General features: G+C 36.7%; 21 protein-coding genes. All 21 read left to right on the forward strand.

Annotation, left to right across the window (positions count from 1 at the left end; translation table 11 throughout):
* Window positions 1–49 precede the first annotated feature (49 nt).
* The 21 genes from LF886_RS21245 to LF886_RS21345 all read left to right on the forward strand — a co-directional run bounded on the left by LF886_RS21245 (window position 50) and on the right by LF886_RS21345 (window position 21,459).
* Window positions 50–1,186: a GNAT family N-acetyltransferase gene (locus tag LF886_RS21245; protein ID WP_236851523.1), complete on the forward strand. Its 1,137-nt coding sequence runs from the start codon at window positions 50–52 to the stop codon at window positions 1,184–1,186.
* A gap of 109 nt (window positions 1,187–1,295) precedes the next feature.
* On the forward strand, window positions 1,296–1,472 hold the full coding sequence (locus LF886_RS21250; RefSeq protein ID WP_165835341.1) for a hypothetical protein: 177 nt from the start codon (window positions 1,296–1,298) through the stop codon (window positions 1,470–1,472).
* Window positions 1,473–1,745: 273 nt separating this feature from the next.
* Window positions 1,746–2,117: an NADH-quinone oxidoreductase subunit A gene (locus tag LF886_RS21255; RefSeq protein ID WP_103234088.1), complete on the forward strand. Its 372-nt coding sequence runs from the start codon at window positions 1,746–1,748 to the stop codon at window positions 2,115–2,117.
* A gap of 101 nt (window positions 2,118–2,218) precedes the next feature.
* On the forward strand, window positions 2,219–2,779 hold the full coding sequence (locus tag LF886_RS21260) for an NADH-quinone oxidoreductase subunit B (RefSeq protein WP_002983540.1): 561 nt from the start codon (window positions 2,219–2,221) through the stop codon (window positions 2,777–2,779).
* A 6-nt stretch (window positions 2,780–2,785) separates the two neighbouring features.
* Window positions 2,786–3,280 carry an NADH-quinone oxidoreductase subunit C gene (locus LF886_RS21265; protein ID WP_103234089.1) on the forward strand — a complete coding sequence of 165 codons (495 nt, stop codon included), beginning with the start codon at window positions 2,786–2,788 and terminating at the stop codon, window positions 3,278–3,280.
* Window positions 3,281–3,354: 74 nt separating this feature from the next.
* The gene (gene nuoD / locus LF886_RS21270; protein ID WP_236851524.1) at window positions 3,355–4,578 is read left to right on the forward strand and encodes an NADH dehydrogenase (quinone) subunit D; all 1,224 of its coding nucleotides are present in this window, start codon (window positions 3,355–3,357) and stop codon (window positions 4,576–4,578) included.
* A 105-nt stretch (window positions 4,579–4,683) separates the two neighbouring features.
* Complete coding sequence (gene nuoE / locus LF886_RS21275; RefSeq protein WP_034693429.1) at window positions 4,684–5,193, forward strand: complex I 24 kDa subunit family protein; 510 nt, start codon at window positions 4,684–4,686, stop codon at window positions 5,191–5,193.
* A gap of 110 nt (window positions 5,194–5,303) precedes the next feature.
* Window positions 5,304–6,662: an NADH-quinone oxidoreductase subunit NuoF gene (gene nuoF / locus LF886_RS21280; RefSeq protein ID WP_103234091.1), complete on the forward strand. Its 1,359-nt coding sequence runs from the start codon at window positions 5,304–5,306 to the stop codon at window positions 6,660–6,662.
* Window positions 6,663–6,667: 5 nt separating this feature from the next.
* Entirely contained in the window at window positions 6,668–7,579 is a 912-nt protein-coding gene (locus tag LF886_RS21285; protein WP_109623034.1) for a hypothetical protein, read from the forward strand.
* 41 nt (window positions 7,580–7,620) lie between these two features.
* The gene (locus tag LF886_RS21290; protein WP_236851526.1) at window positions 7,621–8,619 is read left to right on the forward strand and encodes a 2Fe-2S iron-sulfur cluster-binding protein; all 999 of its coding nucleotides are present in this window, start codon (window positions 7,621–7,623) and stop codon (window positions 8,617–8,619) included.
* Window positions 8,620–8,708: 89 nt separating this feature from the next.
* Window positions 8,709–9,773 carry an NADH-quinone oxidoreductase subunit NuoH gene (gene nuoH / locus LF886_RS21295; protein WP_236851527.1) on the forward strand — a complete coding sequence of 355 codons (1,065 nt, stop codon included), beginning with the start codon at window positions 8,709–8,711 and terminating at the stop codon, window positions 9,771–9,773.
* 19 nt (window positions 9,774–9,792) lie between these two features.
* Window positions 9,793–10,365 carry a hypothetical protein gene (locus LF886_RS21300; protein ID WP_236851529.1) on the forward strand — a complete coding sequence of 191 codons (573 nt, stop codon included), beginning with the start codon at window positions 9,793–9,795 and terminating at the stop codon, window positions 10,363–10,365.
* 80 nt (window positions 10,366–10,445) lie between these two features.
* Window positions 10,446–11,003, forward strand: coding sequence for a NuoI/complex I 23 kDa subunit family protein (locus LF886_RS21305; protein WP_040996950.1), 558 nt, complete (start codon window positions 10,446–10,448; stop codon window positions 11,001–11,003).
* Window positions 11,003–11,500 carry an NADH-quinone oxidoreductase subunit J gene (locus tag LF886_RS21310; protein ID WP_236851530.1) on the forward strand — a complete coding sequence of 166 codons (498 nt, stop codon included), beginning with the start codon at window positions 11,003–11,005 and terminating at the stop codon, window positions 11,498–11,500. The genes LF886_RS21305 and LF886_RS21310 overlap by 1 nt, the downstream gene beginning before the upstream one ends.
* Before the next feature lie 4 nt (window positions 11,501–11,504).
* On the forward strand, window positions 11,505–11,834 hold the full coding sequence (gene nuoK, locus LF886_RS21315) for an NADH-quinone oxidoreductase subunit NuoK (protein ID WP_089696983.1): 330 nt from the start codon (window positions 11,505–11,507) through the stop codon (window positions 11,832–11,834).
* A gap of 2 nt (window positions 11,835–11,836) precedes the next feature.
* Window positions 11,837–13,750, forward strand: coding sequence for an NADH-quinone oxidoreductase subunit L (nuoL, locus tag LF886_RS21320; protein ID WP_103232052.1), 1,914 nt, complete (start codon window positions 11,837–11,839; stop codon window positions 13,748–13,750).
* Window positions 13,751–13,752: 2 nt separating this feature from the next.
* Window positions 13,753–15,246 (forward strand): NuoM family protein, encoded by a 1,494-nt coding sequence (locus LF886_RS21325; RefSeq protein WP_236851532.1) that lies wholly within the window; start codon window positions 13,753–13,755, stop codon window positions 15,244–15,246.
* Between the two features lie 138 nt (window positions 15,247–15,384).
* Window positions 15,385–16,764 (forward strand): NADH-quinone oxidoreductase subunit N, encoded by a 1,380-nt coding sequence (locus LF886_RS21330; RefSeq protein WP_109738746.1) that lies wholly within the window; start codon window positions 15,385–15,387, stop codon window positions 16,762–16,764.
* A 178-nt stretch (window positions 16,765–16,942) separates the two neighbouring features.
* Window positions 16,943–18,997, forward strand: coding sequence for a S41 family peptidase (locus LF886_RS21335; protein ID WP_236851534.1), 2,055 nt, complete (start codon window positions 16,943–16,945; stop codon window positions 18,995–18,997).
* Window positions 18,998–19,147: 150 nt separating this feature from the next.
* Window positions 19,148–20,473: a GAF domain-containing protein gene (locus LF886_RS21340; RefSeq protein ID WP_236851535.1), complete on the forward strand. Its 1,326-nt coding sequence runs from the start codon at window positions 19,148–19,150 to the stop codon at window positions 20,471–20,473.
* Window positions 20,474–20,553: 80 nt separating this feature from the next.
* Window positions 20,554–21,459: a hypothetical protein gene (locus tag LF886_RS21345; protein WP_236851537.1), complete on the forward strand. Its 906-nt coding sequence runs from the start codon at window positions 20,554–20,556 to the stop codon at window positions 21,457–21,459.
* Window positions 21,460–21,481: the final 22 nt, after the last annotated feature.

Raw genomic sequence — 21,481 nt, forward strand, 5'->3', positions numbered from 1 at the left:
GTATAAGATTTTATTATTTATATTTGTGACTAAATTACCATCAAAAGTTATGTCTAAGGTTTCAATTATTGAAGTAAAAACAGCTGATCAACTCAAGCAATTCGTAAAATTTCCGATGGATTTGTACAAAAATAACCCGTACTATGTCCCATCTTTTATAAAAGACGAAATGAAAATCTGGGATGCAAAAGAAAACCCTGCCTTACAATATTCAGAATCTAAGCAGTTTCTGGCGACAAAAGACGGTAAAGTAGTGGGTAGAATTGCTGTAATCATAAATCATAAAGAAGAGAAAGAATTAGGGAACAAAAAAGTACGTTTTGGCTGGATAGATTTCATTGATGATGCTGAAGTTTCCAAAGCTTTAATTCAAACCGCAATCGATTATGCCAATGAGCACCATATCGACATGATTGAAGGACCTATGGGCTTCACCAATCTTGACAAAGCAGGCATGCTGACAATGGGATTTGATAAACTGGCAACGATGATTGGAATCTACAATCACGCCTATTATCCCAAACACCTTGAAAACCTTGGATTAACCAAAGAAAAAGAATGGGTAGAATATGAAATGAATTTCCCGAAAATACTTCCAGAAAAAGTGGAGAAATTCAGTGGCCTGATTGCTCAGAAATACAAACTTAAAGTTCTTAAATTCAAGTCAAAAGAAGAAATCCTTCCTTATGTAGAACCTATGTTTAAGCTTTTAGATGAAACTTATAAACATCTTTCTACGTATACTCCCATTTCAGAAGAACAGATCAAAACATACAGAGAAAAATACTTTCCTTTTATCAATAAAAACTATGTAATCTGTGTGGTGGATGAAAATCAACAATTGGTTTCTTTTGCTATCACAATGCCTTCCTATTCCAAGGCTCTTCAGAAATCAAAAGGAAAATTATTTCCATTGGGATGGTGGCACTTTTTACAAGCCGGAAAAAAGAATGATCGTGCCAATTTCTATCTTATCGGAATTCATCCGGAATACCAGAGACGTGGCGTAACGGCTATTATTTTCAAGGAAATTTTTGTACGATTTACCAGCATGGGGATTGATTTTGCTGAAACTAATCCTGAATTGGAAGAAAACAAAAGCGTGCAGGTACTTTGGCAGGATTACAACCCTGTAAATCATAAACGAAGAAGAACATATTCTTTAATGATAGGCAATCCAAAATAAGCCTTCTATACCTACTTCATACGAGCTGATGTCTTAAGGAATCTAAACCTCAATACATCACTCGTTATTCATAGTCACCATTTTCCTCTGATTTTCGTAAATTCACAGTATGAAACCACAACTCATTATTTTCGCTGTTTTGATCGCCGGATTTATTTGTTATAACATCTTTTTCCAGTTAAAAGATGACAGAATGAATACCATCATCAATATTGCTTTTGCCAGTATTCTTTTCGGATACATCTCATTTATGGCCTATACCCTTTTGAAAAAAATGAAAAAATAAACCGAAAGCCTACAATAATCAACCCTTCAAGACCCTTCAATACTTACGAGAAAGGGAAAGTAGTACCATTTTAAAAGTACATGATGGGGGTTATCTTTTGGGAGTGACTACAAAAAAAGGGGGAAAAACACATCATAAAAACAATCATAAAAAGCTAATTTTTATTGATTCTAAATTACCGATTTAACTCATTTTCACCCGACTTTTAAGCTGATAAATTTCATGCTTTCTTGTTTATTCGCTAAATTTGCAAATTGAGATAATAATGCAAAAATGAATTTACCTGAAAGTTATATTCCAATCCTTATCCAGGCTGGTGTAGCAGTAGGATTTGTAGCGGTTTCTTTGCTTGGGGCACATTTCTTGGGGCCACAACAGAAAAAAGGAGACTCTGTAAAAAACCAAAGCTGGGAATGCGGGATTCCTGTAGAAGGAAATGCTAGAACACCGTTTTCTATCAAATACTTCCTGACAGCGGTATTGTTCGTACTATTCGATATTGAAATCGTATTTTTTTATCCTTATGCGGTAAACTTCAGAGAATTCGGCATGGAAGGCTTCCTTGCCGTACTTACATTCGTTGCGATCTTCTTCGTGGCGTTTTTCTATGTTTGGAAACGCGGTGCGCTGGATTGGGATAAGTAGGATAATTAAAAATCAAAAATTATAAATTTTAGATCGGATTTTAAACATAGAAAATGATGTTTTAATCTACAATCTGAAATTTAAAATCTAAAATCTAAGAGATGTCAGATAAAAAACCAGTAATAAGAACAGATGCACCTGCTCCCGAAGGCTATGAAGGAGAAGGGTTTTTCGCAACAAAACTGAGCAGTGTAATCGGTATGGCTAGAAAGTTTTCACTTTGGCCATTGCCATTTGCAACCTCTTGTTGTGGTATCGAGTTTATGGCTACCCTGAACCCCACTTATGATGCTTCAAGATTTGGTATGGAAAGAAACTCTTTCTCTCCAAGACAAGCAGATATGCTGATGGTTTGTGGAACTATATCAAAGAAATTGGGACCAGTCCTGAAAGAAGTTTACACTCAGATGGCTGAGCCAAAATGGGTAGTCGCAGTTGGCGCTTGTGCTTCCAGCGGTGGTATTTTTGATACATATTCTGTACTTCAGGGAATTGATAAAATTATTCCGGTAGATGTGTATGTTCCTGGATGTCCTCCAAGACCTGAGCAGATTATTGAAGGAGTAATGCAGGTACAGGCTCTTGCAGAGAGTGAAAGTATCAGAAGAAGAGATATGCCTGAATATCAGAAATTATTAGATTCTTACAACATAAGCAACTAAACGGAGATGACAAACGAATTTGTATTAGAAGCAATCACAAGAGAATTTCCGGAATCTGTTATTTCAAGCTCAGAACCTTATGATATGCTAACGGTTGAAGTGAAGAAAGAAGATATTAAGAAAATCATTCATTATCTTAAAGATTCATCTTTGGAATTTAATTTCCTTACGGATATTTGTGGTATTCATTACCCTGAATTTCCGGACAAGGAAATTGGTGTTGTATACCATTTGCATAATATGATGGCCAATTTCAGATTACGTCTGAAAATCTTCATGTCCAGAGAAAATATAGAGGTAGATTCTCTTACAGAATTATATGCGGGAGCTAACTGGATGGAAAGAGAAACGTATGATTTCTATGGGATTAAATTTAAAGGACACCCGGATCTTAGACCTATCTTGAATATGGAAGATCTTGGATACCACCCAATGTTGAAAGAATATCGCCTTGAAGATGGTACCAGAACCGACAAGGACGATAATATGTTCGGAAGATAAAAAATAATGCAATAAGCCATAAGTAGTAAGCATTAGCTTAAAGCCTATAGCCTATAGCCTAAAGCATTTAAATTATGAAAGATAACTCATTATCTAATATACTAAACCAGTACGAAAGTAAGGAACAGATTGACGGACAATTATATACCCTCAATTTAGGACCTACCCACCCTGCTACTCACGGGATTTTCCAAAACATCTTAACGATGGATGGAGAGAGAATCCTTCATGCTGAACAGACGGTAGGATATATCCACAGAGCATTTGAGAAAATTTCTGAAAGAAGAAACTATTCTCAGATCACTACCCTTACTGACCGTATGAATTACTGTTCTGCACCGATCAATAACCTGGGTTGGCACATGACAGTGGAGAAGCTGATCGGAGTTAAAGTTCCAAAACGTGTAGACTATATGCGCGTTATCCTTATGGAACTTGCCAGAATTGGTGATCACCTGATTTGTAACGGGGTAACCGGAATGGATGCAGGAGCCATTACAGGTCTTACTTATATGTTCATCGAAAGAGAACGTATTTATGATATGTATGAGCAGATTTGTGGAGCAAGGATGACAACCAATATGGGAAGAATCGGAGGATTTGAAAGAGATTTCACTCCTAAGTTCCATGAGTTACTGAAAGATTTCTTAAAAACCTTCCCTGCAAGATTTAAAGAATTCGGTACCTTATTAGAAAGAAACAGAATTTTCATGGACAGAACCATCGGTACAGGAGCCATCTCTGCCGAAAGAGCTTTAAGCTATGGTTTCACAGGTCCAAACCTACGTGCAGCAGGAGTAGATTACGATGTAAGAGTTGCACAACCTTATTCATCATACGAAGATTTCGACTTTATTATTCCTGTAGGAACTTCAGGAGATACTTACGACCGTTTCATGGTTCGTCAACAGGAAATCTGGGAATCCCTTAAAATCATCAACCAAGCATACGACAACCTTCCGGAAGGACCATTCCACGCGGATGTTCCTGATTTCTATTTACCTGAAAAGGCAGATGTTTACAGTAAAATGGAAGCATTGATCTACCACTTCAAAATTGTAATGGGAGAAACAGATGTACCGAAAGGAGAAGTTTACCATGCTGTAGAAGGTGGAAACGGAGAATTAGGATTCTATCTTGTGAGTGACGGAGGAAGAAGTCCTTACAGACTTCACTTCAGAAGACCATGCTTCATCTACTATCAGGCATACCCTGAAATGATTACAGGTTCTGTAATTTCAGATGCCATTGTAACGATGTGTAGTATGAATATTATTGCGGGAGAATTAGACGCATAAAAAGAAGAGGTCAGACATCAGATTTCAGATGTTAGACTCTTCGCTTTACATATAAATTTAAAAATCTGATGTCTAGAATCTGACATCTGAAATCTTAGATAAAAAATGAGCGAAACAATAGCTTTTAAACCGGAAAGTTTAGCACAGGTACATAAAATTATCGCAAGATATCCTGAAGGAAGACAAAAATCTGCTCTTCTTCCTGTACTTCACTTAGCACAGAAAGAATTCGGAGGTTGGTTAGATGTTCCTGTGATGGATTATGTTGCCGGACTATTAAGTATCCAGCCAATCGAAGTATATGAAGTGGCTACTTTCTATACGATGTTTAATATGAAGCCGGTGGGTAAATATGTTTTGGAAGTTTGCAGAACAGGACCTTGTATGGTTTGTGGAAGCGAAAAAATTCTGGACCATATCAGAACCAAACTGAACATTAAAGATGGGGAAACTACTGAAGACGGTATGTTCACATTAAAGCCTGCTGAATGTCTTGGAGCATGCGGATATGCACCAATGCTGCAGCTAGGAAAATTCTTTCATGAAAATTTAACGATAGAAAAAGTAGATGAAATCCTTGATCTTTGCAGACAGGGACAAGTTGCTTTAGACTAAAATAATTTTAAATCCTGAATTTTGAATTTCGGATTTAAGCTTAGTTAATTTTTTAAATAATTACAAAAAAGCTAGAAGCCAAAAGCCCATAGCTAAAAGCATAATAAACAATGAGTAAAAAACTTTTACTTAAAGACGCACATATAGAAGGTATTCGCTACTTTGAAACATACCGTAAACAGGGAGGTTACACTGCAGCTGAAAAAGCCTTGAAGATGACTCCTGACGAAATTCTTGAAGAAGTAAAAGCTTCAGGACTAAGAGGTCGTGGTGGAGCAGGATTCCCAACAGGGATGAAATGGAGCTTTTTGGCAAAACCAGAAGGCGTACCAAGACACTTGGTGGTCAATGCAGACGAATCTGAACCGGGAACTTTCAAAGACAGATATTTGATGGAATTTCTTCCTCATTTATTGATTGAAGGAATGCTTATCTCATCTTTTACTTTAGGTTCAAATGTTTCTTATATCTATATCCGTGGAGAATATTCATGGATTCCGGATATCTTAGAAGAAGCAATTGAAGAAGCTAAAGCAGCAGGATTTTTAGGTAAAAATATCTTAGGAACAGGTTACGATTTGGAAATCTATGTTCAGAGAGGTGGTGGAGCTTATATCTGTGGTGAAGAAACTGCATTGCTTGAATCCCTTGAAGGAAAACGAGGAAATCCAAGATTAAAACCGCCATTCCCGGCTGTAAAAGGACTTTGGGAAAGACCAACAGTGGTAAACAATGTTGAGTCTATCGCGGCAATCGTTCCAATCATTGATATTACAGGTGCTGAATATGCAAAAATCGGAGTAGGAAGATCTACAGGTACGAAATTGATTTCTGCTTGTGGAAACATCAACAAACCGGGTGTATATGAAATCGATATGACCATCACTGTAGAAGAATTTATCTACTCTGATGAATATTGTGGCGGTATTAAAGACGGAAAAAAATTAAAGGCTTGTATTCCTGGAGGAAGTTCTGTTCCGATTGTTCCAGCTAATTTATTGTTGAGAACTGTGAACGGAGAGCCAAGATATATGAACTATGAATCATTGGCAGATGGTGGTTTTGCTACCGGAACAATGATGGGTTCAGGAGGTTTCATCGTTTTGGATGAAGATCAGTGTATCGTAGAACATACCATGACATTGGCGAGATTTTATCACCATGAAAGTTGTGGACAGTGTACACCTTGCCGTGAAGGAACGGGATGGATGCACAAGATTTTGAAGAAAATCGAGAAAGGAGAAGGAAAAATGGAAGATATCGATCTACTTTGGGATATCCAGAGAAAAATCGAAGGAAACACCATTTGTCCATTGGGTGATGCAGCGGCTTGGCCAGTTGCAGCAGCAATTCGTCACTTCAGAGATGAATTTGAGTGGCACGTGAAAAACCCGGAGTTGTCACAAACTCAAAATTATGGATTGGCACATTATGCAGATCCTATCCCAGCTGTTGAAAAAAATGCTTAGTTAAAATGAAGAAGTTATTAGTTGTTGGTTTAATGATGTCGAATTTTGTATTTGCACAAAATAAGAAAACAGATACTGCAAACTATAATAGATCCGTTGAAGAGGATTTATCATATGTAGCGAGTGAGAAACAGCAGATTAAAGCTGAAAAAAAGGAAAAGCCTAATCCATTAAGTAAGAAAGGTCAGGTTTTCGTATTTTACGGCTGGAACAGAGCGGCTTATAGTAATTCTGACATCCACTTTACTGGAAACGGATACGATTTTCAATTGAATAACGTAACAGCACAGGACAGGCCTACAAAATTTGGAATCGTTTATTTTGATCCAAGTTGGTTTACTGTAACGCAGTATAATTTCAGAATAGGATATTTTATTAAAGATAATTTAGCACTTGTTTTAGGGATTGACCACATGAAATATGTGATGGATCAAAATCAAACTGTTAACTTTAAAGGACATATTTCAGATCCTGAATATGCAGGAATGGTACAAAACGGACAGGTAAACCTCGCAGATGAGAAGTTCCTTACTTTTGAACATACAGACGGATTAAATTATGAAAATTTAGGTCTTGAGAAATACAAAAATCTTATTCATAAGAAAAATATAGATTTAGTATGGTCTTACGGAGCCGGGATCGGGTTCATGTTTCCGAAAAGTAATGTAAAACTTTTTGGAAATGAAAGAAGTGACCGTTTTCATGTTGCAGGGATGGGAACCGATATCAGATCCAGTCTTAACTTAGTTTTCTGGAAAAACTGGATGCTTAGAGTAGAAGGAAAAGCTGGTTATATTAATATGTGGGATATTAAAACTACATTAAATAACAAACCTGATAAAGCCCGCCAGGATTTTGTTTTCGGACAAGTTCTAGCAGGAATTGGATATACATTTAATACTAAGAAATATAAATAACAAAGCCTATTGCTTAGCGCATAAAGCTTAAAGCATACGATATGAGCGAAGAAGTTAAAAAATTCAAAATAACGATAGACGGACAGACTACTGAAGTTTTGCCTGGTACTTCTATTTTGGAAGCTGCAAGACAAATCGGTGGTAAATCTGTACCTCCAGCTATGTGCTACTACAGCAAATTGGAGACCAGTGGAGGAAGATGTAGAACTTGTCTTGTAGAAGTTTCTAAAGGATCTGAAGCTGATCCGCGTCCTATGCCAAAATTAGTTGCCAGCTGCAGAACTAATGTAATGGACGGTATGGAGGTAAAAAACCTTAGTTCTGAGAAAGCTCAGGAAGGAAGAAAAGCCGTTACCGAGTTCTTATTGGTAAATCACCCGCTGGACTGCCCTGTTTGTGATCAGGCTGGAGAATGTCATCTTCAGGATTTAGGTTATGAGCATGGAAATCTTCAGACAAGAACTGAATTTGAAAGAAATACTTACGAAGCTGATGATCTTGGACCGAACATCAAATTGAATATGAACCGTTGTATTCTTTGTGCAAGATGTGTATTGACAGCTAATCAACTTACAGAAACAAGAGAGCACGGTATTCTTTTCAGAGGAGACCACGCGGAAATTTCTACTTATTTAAATAAAGCTTTAGATAATGACTTCATCGGAAACATTATCGATGTTTGTCCAGTAGGAGCATTAACAGACAGAACAGCACGTTTTACAAGCAGAGTTTGGTTTACAAAACCAATGAATGCTACATGTAAATGTGATAAGTGTTCTGGAAAAGCTGTAGTATGGATGAAAGGAGATGAAGTGGTAAGAGTAACTGCTAGAAAAGACCAGTGGGGTGAAGTAGAAGAATTCATCTGTGATACATGCCGTTTCGAAAGAAAAGAATTATCAGACTGGAATATCGAAGGTCCTAGACATATCGACAGACACTCTGTAATTTCATTGAACCACTATGAAAAGCCTAAAGATGAGCTAAGAGTTTTAGACAATCCGATGGCTAAAGAAATCAGTGAAAAAGACGAACAATAATTAATAAGACATCAGATTTCAGATACCAGACTTCAGACAACAAATTAAATCTGACATCTAGCATCTGACATCTTAATATCTAAATAAAAATGGATTTACTTACATTTAAACTTATACTTGTACTAGCACTTTTCCTGCTATCGTTAACGATTGCAGCCTACTCTACCTGGGCAGAAAGAAAAGTTGCCTCTATCATGCAGGATAGAATTGGTCCTAACAGAGCTGGACCTTTCGGATTGCTGCAGCCTCTTGCTGATGGTGGGAAGTTTTTCTTCAAAGAAGACTTTACGCCGGCCAATGCAGAAAGATTCCTATTCGTATTAGGACCTGCTTTGGTAATGTTTATTTCATTGATTACAGGAGCTGTTATTCCTTGGGGTAAAAGTTTAAATATCGCAGGTACTTCTTTTGATCTTCAGGTTGCTAACATTGACGTTGGTGTACTTTTCATCATCGGAATGGCTTCCATCGGGGTTTACGGAATCATGATCGGAGGTTGGGCTTCAAACAACAAATATTCATTACTAGGTGCTATCCGTGCTTCTTCTCAGATGATTTCTTATGAATTGGCAATGGGATTAGCACTTCTTTCTATCATTATGATGACAGGAAGTTTAGATTTAAAAGAAATCACAGAAAGTCAGACTACTGGAAAATTATGGGGAGTAATTCCTTGGGTTTCCGGGATGAACTGGAATATTTTCTACCAGCCAATCGCTTTCCTTGTTTTCTTTGTAGCCGCTTTAGCCGAAACCAACAGACACCCGTTCGATTTACCTGAGTGTGAATCTGAATTGGTAACAGGATATTCTACAGAATACTCTTCCATGAAATTAGGTTTATATATGTTCGGGGAATACGTGAACATGTTTATCTCTAATGCTTTCATTGTCGTTCTTTTCTTTGGAGGGTATAATTATCCTGGTATTGAATGGGTAACTCAGAACTGGGGTGAGAATGCTGCAGGGATCCTGAGTGTTGTAGCATTCTTAACGAAGACTGTAATCGGAATTTTGATCTTCATGTGGATCAGATGGACGCTTCCAAGATTCAGATACGATCAGTTAATGCATTTGGGATGGAAAACATTAATTCCAATGGCATTGGTAAACCTATTAATTACAGGAGCTGTAATTTTAGCATTTGCAAACTAAGAGCATTTTATTTACAAAAATGAAAAAAATATTAAATCTATTATTCATTATAGCATCAATATTTTGCTTTTCACAGAAATATATAGATGGAATAATCATAAAAAAAGATAATGATACAATAAATTCTAAGATTAGAATATCTACCAATATCTTTAATAAGAAAATAATAGATGAAAGAAGTTTTTATGACTTTTTAGTTCTTGTAGATGAGAGTGGAGAAAAAAAAGAAATAATTAAAACTCGAAATGTAAAAGAACTGAGATTTACAGATTTTAACGGAAAAGATAGAATCTATATAGATGATAAAGGTACTTTTAGACAGTTAATGTTTAGTGGCGAAAAGACTAAATGGTTTAGAGATATAGTTGTAAATTCATATGATGGCTCTATAACATATGCAGATTATTTAGTTTATAAAGATGGGCAAGAACTGAAAATTGGAGGAGGATTTACTAATACGAAGAAAATGTTGATTAAAGCAACAGCCGCAAAACCAGAATTAGAAAATCAAATTAAGATTATGGAAAGATTTAGTGATGAATATATAGTGAATCTTCTAAAAAATATGACCAATAATCTTTATCTATCTTAAAGCTAAAATTTCGCATAAAAGTAAAAATTAGTATCAAACAATAATAATACAGACGAGATTAGTCTAATATCTATAATTAAATGAAATTAACTAACAGATCAAAAGTTGTTTCCAATAAAGAAATGACCCTTGCTGAAAAAATCTACCTGCCTGCAATCTTTACAGGGATGGGGATTACATTTAAGCATGCTGTAAGAACCGTGATAAAGGGTGCTCCCGCAGTATATTCGTATCCGGAAGTACAGAAGCCGAGAACTACCATCTGGAGAGGCCAGCACGTTCTGAAAAGAGACGAAGAAGGCAGAGAAAGATGTACAGCTTGCGGACTTTGTGCGGTAGCTTGTCCTGCAGAAGCCATTACGATGACTGCTGCTGAAAGAACTAAAGAGGAAAAAGGTCTTTACAGAGAAGAAAAGTACGCTTCAGTATATGAAATCAATATGCTAAGATGTATTTTCTGCGGAATGTGTGAAGAAGCTTGTCCTAAATCTGCGATCTATCTTACTGATAGATTGGTAGACGTAGAAACCAACAGAGGTTCTTTCATTTACGGAAAAGATAAATTAGTTGAAAAAATAAATGAAAGGATTGATATCACGACAAGACAATCCGAGAAACAAAAAAATGCGGTAAAATAATGGATCAGATTTTATTTTTCTTGGTGGCGTTTTTAGCAGTGGCAAGTGCGGTTTACTTCGTATTTGCAAGGAATCCTTTATATGCTATTCTGTCATTGATTGTTACGATGTTTTCAATTGCAGGAATGTACATTCTTTTGAATGCACAATTCTTGGCAATTATCCAGATTATAGTGTACGCAGGTGCCATCATGGTACTTTTCCTTTACATCTTAATGATGCTTAACCTTAATAAAGGAGACGAAAGTAAGAAGAACAATACTTTAAAATTTGTTGGAGTTTTTACTGCAGGTATTCTTTTAGTAGGAGTATTAGGTGTTTTCAGAGGAGTACAAGACAACCATATTGTAGTTGAAAATGTAGACAGAAGTGTTGGTCTTACGAAAAATCTGGGTAGACTTTTGTTTAATGAATATGTTTTACCGTTTGAGCTTGCTTCCATCCTAATTCTGGCAGGTATTGTAGGCGCGGTATTAATCGGTAAAAAAGATTTATAAAATTATGGGAGAAGTAAATACTTTTATACAAAGCGTCCCTTTGGAATACTTCATCATTCTTTCATCAGTATTGTTCTGTCTGGGAGTAATGGGAGTATTGCTTAGAAAAAATGCTATTGTGATTCTGGGCTGTGTAGAGCTTATGCTGAATTCTGTAAACCTTTTATTGGCAGCTTTTTCAGCGTACAAAGGCAACGGCGACGGACAACTTTTAGTTTTCTTCATTATGGTGGTAGCAGCTGCTGAAGTAGCGGTAGGTCTGGCAATTATTGCGATGCTATATAGAAACACCCGTTCTGTAGATGTGAGTATATTTAATAAATTAAGAGGATAGGAATGGAGAATCTAGTATATGCAATAGTACTCTTACCACTTTTAGGGTTTCTTATTAACGGTTTATTCGGGAAAAATCTTCCAAAAATATTGGTGGGATCTTTGGCTACAGCAATGGTTTTCGGATCTTTCTGTATCGCTGTAAGTCTTTTTATGAATTTCAATTCTGAAAGCCAGCCTGTAATCGTAAAAGCTTTTGAATGGTTTAGAGTAAATGGTATTCAAATCAATTTTGGATTCCAGATCGATCAGCTTTCTTTAATGATGGTGATGATCATTACAGGTATCGGTTCACTGATCCACTTATACTCTATCGGATATATGAGTCATGATAAAGGGTTCTACAAGTTCTTTACTTATTTGAATCTTTTCATCTTCTCTATGTTACTTTTAGTGATGGGAAGCAACTACCTTATCTTATTCATTGGATGGGAAGGGGTAGGTCTTTGTTCTTACCTGTTGATCGGATTCTGGTATACTAACGAAGAATACGGTAAAGCAGCAAGAAAAGCTTTCATCATGAACAGAATTGGTGACCTTGCTTTGTTGATTGGTATCTTTATGATTGCCTCTCAGACAAACGCTGTAGATTATCTTTCTGTAGCAGAAAATGCTTCAAAATTTGAATTAGACGGAACAGTGATCATCTTTATCACAGCGAGTTTATTCATCGGTGCTACCGGTAAATCTGCTCAGGTTCCTTTATATACATGGTTACCGGATGCGATGGCCGGACCTACTCCTGTATCAGCGTTGATCCACGCGGCAACGATGGTTACTGCAGGGATCTATTTGGTAGTAAGATCAAACTTCTTATTTACTTTAGCACCTACAGTACAGGGAGGAATTTTACTGATCGGGTTCTTGACTGCTGCGTTAGCAGGATTTTATGCACTTCGTCAGAACGACATCAAAAAAGTATTGGCATACTCTACAGTTTCACAACTTGGATTTATGTTCATTGCATTAGGTCTTGGAGCGTATACAACAGCCATGTTCCACGTAATGACACACGCATTCTTCAAGGCTTTATTATTCTTGGGTGCAGGTTCAGTAATCCACGCAATGAGCAACGAACAGGATATGCGTTTCATGGGAGGTCTTAAGAAATATATTCCTCTTACCCACGCTACATTCCTGATCGGAACATTAGCCATCTCAGGTTTCCCTTTATTATCAGGGATGATCTCTAAAGACGAAATTTTAGTAGCAGCTTTCGCTAAAAATCCAATCTATTGGGTAATCTTGTTTGTATTAGCGGCAATGACTGCAACCTATATGTTCAGACTATACTACCTTACATTCCATGGAGAATTCAGAGGTACTGAAGAACAAAAACACCACTTACACGAAAGTCCATCAAATATGACATTACCATTGATCGTATTGGCTATTCTTTCTGTAATCGGAGGTTTTATCAACCTGCCACACTTCATCGGACACGGGCACTATGCCAAACTGATGGAATGGTTAAAGCCTGTTCTTACGGAACAAAGCTACAGCCAGATGGAAGCTACTCTTTCCGGAGTACCTTTCAATACTGAAATGATCTTATTAGCAGCTACAGTGCTTATGTTCTTTACTGTATGGTTCATCGTTAGAAATACTTATGTAAGTAAGAAAAAGATGGCTATCGCAGAAGAGAACTACACCGGATGGGAAAAGCTTTCTGCTAAGAAATTATATATTGACGAACTTTACAACGCATTGATTGTAAAAACTGTTGAAGGATTAGGACGCGGAGGAAAAATGTTTGATAAGGGTATCTTAGACCGTTTTGTAAACTTTGTAGGTGATGGTGCTGAAGACAGCGGTAAAGCTATGAAGCGTGTACAGAACGGAAATGTAGAGACATATATCCTTATCATGTCTTTAGCGGTGGGAATTATATTAATTGTTAACTTTTTATTACAATAATAATGTCTTGTTTATTATTAACATTATTACTATTACCCCTAGTAGGTTCGGGATTAGTTTTTGCATGGAAGAGTAATTCCAGCAAATATTTGGCGCTTGGAATTGCATTGATACAAATGCTTGTAACATTCTATATACTTTCGGATTTCGATTTTACTCCGACAGTAGACAGTGTATTGCAGCACGAGATCAATTATCCATGGTCACAATTTATGAAGAGCTCTCTTCACTTCGGTATCGATGGAATGAGCATGCTTCTTTTATTATTGACCAATATTCTGGCTCCAATCATTATTTTATCATCTTTCAATGAAAGTGTAAACTACAGAAATACATTCTACGGATTGATTCTGTTGATGCAGTTTGGTCTTATAGGAGTATTTACTTCTTTAGACGGATTGTTGTTCTACATTTTCTGGGAAGTAACATTGATTCCAATTTGGTTTATCGCCGGACTTTGGGGACAAGAAAATAAAAGGTTTGAATTCACTACGAAATTCTTCGTATATACATTCGTTGGATCTTTATTTATGTTAATCGGATTGATCTATGTGTACAACCACTCTGCATCATTCGCTTTAACAGATCTATACAATGCACAACTGAACGAAACACAACAGACTGTGGTATTCTGGTTTATCTTCTTTGCATTTGCAGTGAAATTACCGGTATTTCCTTTCCATACCTGGCAGCCTGATACCTATACCTACTCTCCTACTCAAGGATCGATGTTGTTATCCGGGATCATGCTTAAGATGGCAATCTATGGTGTAATGCGTTATTTACTACCCATCACACCTATTCCGATTGCGGGAATTTCAGGACAGATCGTGATCATCCTTGCTATTGTAGGAATTGTTCACGGAGCTTTGATTGCTATTATCCAGACGGATATGAAGAGAATTATTGCCTATTCATCTTTCTCTCACGTAGGACTGATGGTAGCGGGGATCTTTGCTTCTGCAGTAGTTACTCTTAGAGGAACTTTCAATGTAGAAGGAGCAGAAGGAGCTTTGGTACAAACTTTCGCTCACGGGATCAACGTTGTAGGATTATTCTACTGTTGTGATATTTTATATAAGAGATTTAAATCAAGAGACATCAGACAAATGGGTGGTTTAGCTAAAGTAGCTCCTAAATTTGCTGTATTGTTCTTGATCATTATATTAGGTTCAATGGGAGTTCCATTAACTAATGGATTCATCGGGGAATTTATTCTATTAAAGTCTGTATATGATTTTAACGGAACAGCAGCAGTAATTGCTGGTCTTACGGTAATTCTTTGTGCGGTGTATTTACTGAGATTCTACGGAAAAGCAATGTTCGGAGAAGGAGATGCAGCCGTTTTAAGCACAGCGAAAGATTTATCCGGTGTAGAATTTTCTGTATTGGCAAGTTTAGCGGTTTTTGTGATTTTACTTGGTATTTTCCCACAACCGGTAATCGACATGGTGGGTAGTTCAGTGAAGTTTATCTACACAGCAATGGCTAATTAAGAATTTAAAGATTTAAAAATTAAAAAATTAAGAGATTTAGAAGCGTAAAAGAAGAGAGACAGGAGACTATTGAACCTGGAACTTGAAACCTTAAACGTTGAACTTTAAACTTCTGATCTCACATCTCAAATCTATATTATGAGTGTTTTAATTATTGTTTTCCTAACGGCAGTTATTGCGTTATTTTCAGGAGTTTTCGAACAAGGAAAATTCGCAAGATACATTGGGATTTTAGGATTAATCATCGCATTGTACGTAAGTTTTATGCCTGAATGTGCGTTCTTCGACCATTACAAGCATATGTATGAGTACAGTGACAATACGGCGTTATTTACTAAAATTTCAATCGTAACAACATTATTATTATTCTTCCTGGGAGGTTTTGCATTCAGCAACCACAGAAGCCACCAGTCAGAATTATATGCATTGATGCTATTTGCATTATGTGGAGGGATTATCCTTTTCGGATACCAGAACCTGGTAACGATGTTCCTGGGTATTGAAATCCTTTCTATTCCATTATATGTAATGGCTGGAGCTAACAAAACTGATCTGAGATCAAACGAAGCTTCTATCAAATATTTCCTAATGGGTGCATTTGCAACAGGTTTCTTACTGTTCGGGATTGCGTTCATCTACGGAAGTGCTGGAAGTTTTGATCTGTATAAGATCCACGATTTCGGAGTAGCCAACTCAGGGAATGTAATGTTCATCTTAGGAGTATTACTGATTCTTTGTGCATTGGCATTCAAAGTAGCTTTAGCCCCTTTCCACATGTGGAGCCCTGATGTATATGCAGGTTCTCCATCATTGATCACCGCTTTCATGGCAAGTGTGGTAAAGATCTCCGGATTCTTTGCACTATTCAGATTGATGACTCTTGGTTTCGCCGGAGTTACTCATGAATGGATCAATGTTTTAGGCGTATTCTTAATCATTACTTTATTATTGGCAAACGTTATGGGTCTTGCTCAGACGAATGCAAAAAGAATGTTAGCTTACTCTTCAGTTTCTCACGCAGGATATATCGGATTGGTATTCTTCGGAATGACAAGCCTTTCTACGTATAACCTTGCATTTTACTTATTTGCATATTCTTTATCTACAGTAGGAGTTTTCATGTGTCTGATCTGGGTAGAGAAATTAAAAAGAGAAACCTCTTTTGGAGCATTCAAAGGATTGGCAAAAACTGAACCTTTATTAGCAACAGCATCAGCGATCTCTATGCTTTCAATGGCGGGAGTTCCGTTAACAGCTGGGTTTATGGGGAAATTTGCTTTATTCTCCCAAGCGATGAACGGTGCTGCTTTCTTAGTATTGGTAGCTGTATTAGGTTCAGCCCTATCTATCGCTTACTATTTAAGACTGATCATTTCAATGTTCTTCTTTAAAGAATCTACATTCAAGTCATCAGAAAAAGTAACGCTTACTTACAACATTGTTGCGGTAGTTATCATTGCAGCAATTATCATTCTGGGAATCTTCCCTGACCTTTTTGCAAGAATGTTCGGATTGTAAGATCTGAATTTTAAGATAATAAAAAGCACAACTTTTCAGTTGTGCTTTTTTATTGTAAACAAGGGGCATATATGGATAAAAACAAAAGCTTATATTTGAAAAAACAAAACCAGGAAACTCCGCATACATTTAACTTTTGTCTCTGTTAAATTTGTACACCACCCTCTTTTAATTGAATATGAAAAACATTTTTCGCCTCATATTTTTTACGCTGCTATCAATCTCTTGTCACTCTCAAAATAGTAAAGATTATAATTTTGGGTTTGAATCAAAAACAGGAAATCATCTATTATCTGACGGCTGGTTCAGCTGGGGAAACAACAAGGTAAAAATAGAATCAACCCAATCTCAATCAGGAAAAAAATCGGTAAGCATTCAATCTGATACGACAGACCGTACAGGAGGAATGGCGTATATTCTTATGAACAGCTACCGGGGAAAAGAAGTAACGCTAGAAGGCTATATCAAAACAGAAAATGTGGAAAACTCCACAGGCTTGTTTATAACTTTTGAAGATCAACAGGAAATTCAAATTGAATCAAAAGACATCAAAACCGAAAACCTCAACGGAACTGCAGATTGGAAAAAATACACGGTCACCGCTATTATACCTGAAGACTCCAATAAAATTATGATGGGTGGATTTCTGAAAGGAAAAGGAAAAGCCTTGTTTGATCAATTTAAACTTTATATAGACGGAAAAAATATTGAAGAACTTTCACCTCAAGATTTATCCCAATCTCCCGATGAATTCTTTCTCGATTCTCAATTCAGGATTAACGGACTCAACAAACAACAAATCGATAACCTATATCAGTTGGGGAAAACGTGGGGATATTTGAAGTATCACAGCCCGGAAAATTCAAAAGGAAATCTCAACTGGGATTATGAGCTATTCCGTTTTTTACCCAATATAAATTCTAAAAACTTTGATTACTTATTATACAGCTGGTGCAAATCTTTCAGTACTGCCCTAAAAACAGATATCAAAGAAAATTATTATATTGATTGGGTTCCCAATGAAGGAAATCCGATATTTAAAAATGAAGAATCCTATCCGCGTATGAAATGGGACGATGACGGGATGAAACTTCTTGCATTATTCCGTTACTGGAATAGCATCAATTATTTCTTCCCCTATAAAGATATCATAGGAAAAAACTGGGATCTCGTTTTGAAAGATTACATTCCGAAAATAGTTCATACCGATGATGAACTCAGTTACAAACTGGCATTGCTGGAACTTACTAAAGAGATCAATGACACGCATGCCGGCATTTACTATTTCGGAAGTGTTATTGATGAATTTTACGGCATCAATGAAGCCCCTTTGAAAACCCGATTTATTAATGATCAACTGGTCATCACAGACATCAGTAAACAAAATACAGCATCGGGATTTGTCGTTGGAGATATTATCACAGAGATCAATCACAAAAAAGTAAATGATCTTCTGGCTGAAAAAGCAAAATATATACCTGCTTCCAACAAAGCAGCGCTTCTCAGAGATATTAGCAGTATCATTCTCAAAACAAATGAAAATGATATCGTCATAACAATACAACAAAATAATGGAAAATTGTCGGATATCAGTTTAAAAACAATTCCCGGTCAGGATCTAATCCTGGAAAAAAATATTCCGACACACAAAGAATTGGATCATAATATCGGGTATATCTATCCTGCTGTCATCACAAAAGAGGAGATTCATACGGTGATGAAAAAATTCATGAATAAAAAAGGAATTATCATTGATCTCCGATGTTATCCTAAAGAGTTTTCAACCTTTATCCTTTCCGATTATTTTTTTCCTACTTCCAAAGAATTTGCTCAATTTAAAGCAACATCATTACATCATCCCGGAAAATTTGAGGTGAATGGAACTGCAAAAATTGGTAAAACAAACCATAATTATTACAAAGGTAAAGTCGCTATTCTAGTGGATGAAACGACGCAAAGCGCATCAGAATTCATTGTGATGGCCTTACGCACAGCTCCCCAATCTGTCGTGATAGGTTCTCAAACAGCAGGTGCAGACGGAGATGTTTCCAAAATACTTCTTCCTGGTGGAGTAAGCACTTCAATAAGTGGACTGGGAGTATATTACCCCAATGGAAAAGGGACCCAAAGAACAGGTGTTTCTATTGATATCCAGGTCAAACAGACCTTAAAATCCATACGAAATAATGAGGATCCACTAATTGAAAAAGCAGTAGAATTTATTAATCAATAATCCAGTAATCTGTCTTTCCAAAAAACAGCAAAGAATTACAAAATACATTGCTGTTTTTTTCAAAGTATCTGTAAATTATGTACAATAAAATAAAATTTCCACCCTACCCATATTCTGCTTTTTTCATAACTTTACTCTAAATTTCAGCTCTTGGCTAATCTCTACAAAAAAGACTCTCCTTTTCAGGTTTATATATCATTCAAAAAATATTTGGATGTTCTGGAGCATATCCGATATAACGATAGATTGGAATATAGAGTCAATTATGCAGAATCCCTGATCGAGAGTACGAAAAACTTTAAAGAGCTTCGGGACGGGTTCGAGGATACGGCTCTTCTCGAAAAACATGAAGACCTCATCAGATTGCTGCTTGCTGATCTTTTCCCAACCGGTCTTACCAAAAACGAAATCAAAGCGGCAAGTATTCCTCTTTCTAACATCACATTCAATTATACCGAAAGGTTTAAAGATATTCTTAAAGATGCCGGAAAAGACTTCGAAATAGAACTCAGAAATATTTCAGATAATGAATTTTATGTGTTCTGCTGTTGTCTGATTCTTCAGAGCTACTTCAAAAAAGATATTAAAAGTACGATTCCGTTTTATTATGATATCCCCAACAAACAGGGAATCATGAAACATTATAAGATTACAGTCAACTCAGACTTTACGGAAATCACTCCTACAGAAGATGCCAAGATCCCATCTGATGATATTTTGGAGATGCTTCTGGAAAACCTGGATGATTTTAAATTGTGGAAAAAATATTTCCCTTCCCAATCATGGATATTGAAAGGATTCACCATCATTTCACTGGTAGACTGCACCTCTGAAGTTGCACTTTCTGACCTGAAATCAAGCATGATCGAGATTGATCCGGAAGATTTAAATCCTAATGAAAACCTGACTGAAATTTTCAAATCCTATTTTGATGTCCCGGAACTCAGCTTTGGGCTGATGACCTTCAACAAAAAAGAACAGAAGCTTGATAAACTTCCGATTTACGACAGTCTTCTTACCAATCATATTCTTGATTTCTGGATCAACACTTTTGATGAAGAAACCCGTAAGAACACGTTCAATAATTTAAATCATAATTCAAAACCAGTAGTTGTTTCCAATGTAAACAAACTCGATGAAAATGTAAAACAGCTTCCTTCCTTTAGTATTTTAAAGGACAATAACGTCAACAGCTTCATGGTAATTCCTATCATGAAAGATGGAGAGCTCCTTGCTATCATGGAATTTACCTCTCCTATTGCCGGAAGTTTCAACGGGTTGAAACTTAAAAAACTGGAATTTTTCACGGATATGGTTCTTTTCTCTCTAAACAGATTCTACTTTGAGAAAAACTATCAGATAGAAGCTATTATCCAACGTGAATATACTACGATTCACGATAGTGTAGTCTGGAAGTTCAGAAATGAAGCTGAAAAATACTTCACGGCATCACTCGGAAAAAAATATATACCTTAAAGCAGATTTCATTTAAAACCCTTACTCCGCTATTTGGTGTTTCAGATATTCGTTCTTCTTCGGAAAAGCGATATAACCTGATGCTGTTGGATCTTAATCAGCAGATTGAGTGGCTTAACGAGATTTTTCTACTTACCAATTCCGATTCGGAAAAATTCCTGCTGGCACTGGATATTTTCGAAAATGAACTGAATAATGAGATCAAAGCTGATACGGAACAGCGCTTCCAAAGATTATTAAGGGAAGAGATTCATCCTTTTCTACAGGGAAAGCTTGAAGTAAGGACTTCCAGAGAAATAAAGGCAAAGATCAAAGACTATTTTTCACATATCTTTGCACCAACAGACCTGTTTTACAACCATCGAAAAAAGCTGGATGACTCTATCACTCTGGTCAATAGAAAGCTTGCTGATATGCTGGATGAAAGCCAGGTAAAAGCGCAGGAAATTTTCCCGCATTACTATGAAAGGTTTAAGTCTGATGGTGTGGAACATAACCTGTACATTGGTCCTACCATTGCTCCCGAACTCCACTATAACTCAAAAGTTGTTCACAAACTGAGATATTGGCAGCTGAAGACCATCTGCAAAATGGAGCTTGACTTCCAGTCTTTCAAAAAAGATCTTCCTATACAGCTGGATATTGCCTCGCTGATCTTTGTATATAATGAAAAAATAGACATACGTTTCAGAATGGATGAAAAACGCTTCGATGTAGATGGAGCCTACAATTCTTATTACGAGATCATCAAAAAGCGTCTGGATAAAGCCCATGTCAAAGATTCTTCGGAACGCATCACCGCTCCCGGAAAAATCACCATCGTCTATTTCGGAATGGAAAATCAGAAGGAATACCTGGACTACATCTCTAAGCTCCAGAAAAAAGACGTTTTACAGCATGATGTGGAGTTTCTGAAGGTAGAAGATCTTCAGGGAATTACGGGATTGCTGGCGCTGAGGGTGTCTTTTACGCTTCCGCAGGAATAAAAAAAATCCGGAATATATATCC

The organism is Chryseobacterium sp. MEBOG07, assembly GCF_021869745.1.
GTDB lineage: Bacteria > Bacteroidota > Bacteroidia > Flavobacteriales > Weeksellaceae > Chryseobacterium > Chryseobacterium viscerum.

What these genes read in the sequence shown, in the direction of transcription:
- LF886_RS21245 (WP_236851523.1), top strand. Translation starts at nt 50, where the DNA reads ATGTCTAAGGTTTCAATTATTGAAGTAAAAACAGCTGATCAACTCAAG.
- LF886_RS21250 (WP_165835341.1), top strand. Translation starts at nt 1,296, where the DNA reads ATGAAACCACAACTCATTATTTTCGCTGTTTTGATCGCCGGATTTATT.
- LF886_RS21255 (WP_103234088.1), top strand. Translation starts at nt 1,746, where the DNA reads ATGAATTTACCTGAAAGTTATATTCCAATCCTTATCCAGGCTGGTGTA.
- LF886_RS21260 (WP_002983540.1), top strand. Translation starts at nt 2,219, where the DNA reads ATGTCAGATAAAAAACCAGTAATAAGAACAGATGCACCTGCTCCCGAA.
- LF886_RS21265 (WP_103234089.1), top strand. Translation starts at nt 2,786, where the DNA reads ATGACAAACGAATTTGTATTAGAAGCAATCACAAGAGAATTTCCGGAA.
- nuoD (WP_236851524.1), top strand. Translation starts at nt 3,355, where the DNA reads ATGAAAGATAACTCATTATCTAATATACTAAACCAGTACGAAAGTAAG.
- nuoE (WP_034693429.1), top strand. Translation starts at nt 4,684, where the DNA reads ATGAGCGAAACAATAGCTTTTAAACCGGAAAGTTTAGCACAGGTACAT.
- nuoF (WP_103234091.1), top strand. Translation starts at nt 5,304, where the DNA reads ATGAGTAAAAAACTTTTACTTAAAGACGCACATATAGAAGGTATTCGC.
- LF886_RS21285 (WP_109623034.1), top strand. Translation starts at nt 6,668, where the DNA reads ATGAAGAAGTTATTAGTTGTTGGTTTAATGATGTCGAATTTTGTATTT.
- LF886_RS21290 (WP_236851526.1), top strand. Translation starts at nt 7,621, where the DNA reads ATGAGCGAAGAAGTTAAAAAATTCAAAATAACGATAGACGGACAGACT.
- nuoH (WP_236851527.1), top strand. Translation starts at nt 8,709, where the DNA reads ATGGATTTACTTACATTTAAACTTATACTTGTACTAGCACTTTTCCTG.
- LF886_RS21300 (WP_236851529.1), top strand. Translation starts at nt 9,793, where the DNA reads ATGAAAAAAATATTAAATCTATTATTCATTATAGCATCAATATTTTGC.
- LF886_RS21305 (WP_040996950.1), top strand. Translation starts at nt 10,446, where the DNA reads ATGAAATTAACTAACAGATCAAAAGTTGTTTCCAATAAAGAAATGACC.
- LF886_RS21310 (WP_236851530.1), top strand. Translation starts at nt 11,003, where the DNA reads ATGGATCAGATTTTATTTTTCTTGGTGGCGTTTTTAGCAGTGGCAAGT.
- nuoK (WP_089696983.1), top strand. Translation starts at nt 11,505, where the DNA reads ATGGGAGAAGTAAATACTTTTATACAAAGCGTCCCTTTGGAATACTTC.
- nuoL (WP_103232052.1), top strand. Translation starts at nt 11,837, where the DNA reads ATGGAGAATCTAGTATATGCAATAGTACTCTTACCACTTTTAGGGTTT.
- LF886_RS21325 (WP_236851532.1), top strand. Translation starts at nt 13,753, where the DNA reads ATGTCTTGTTTATTATTAACATTATTACTATTACCCCTAGTAGGTTCG.
- LF886_RS21330 (WP_109738746.1), top strand. Translation starts at nt 15,385, where the DNA reads ATGAGTGTTTTAATTATTGTTTTCCTAACGGCAGTTATTGCGTTATTT.
- LF886_RS21335 (WP_236851534.1), top strand. Translation starts at nt 16,943, where the DNA reads ATGAAAAACATTTTTCGCCTCATATTTTTTACGCTGCTATCAATCTCT.
- LF886_RS21345 (WP_236851537.1), top strand. Translation starts at nt 20,554, where the DNA reads ATGCTGTTGGATCTTAATCAGCAGATTGAGTGGCTTAACGAGATTTTT.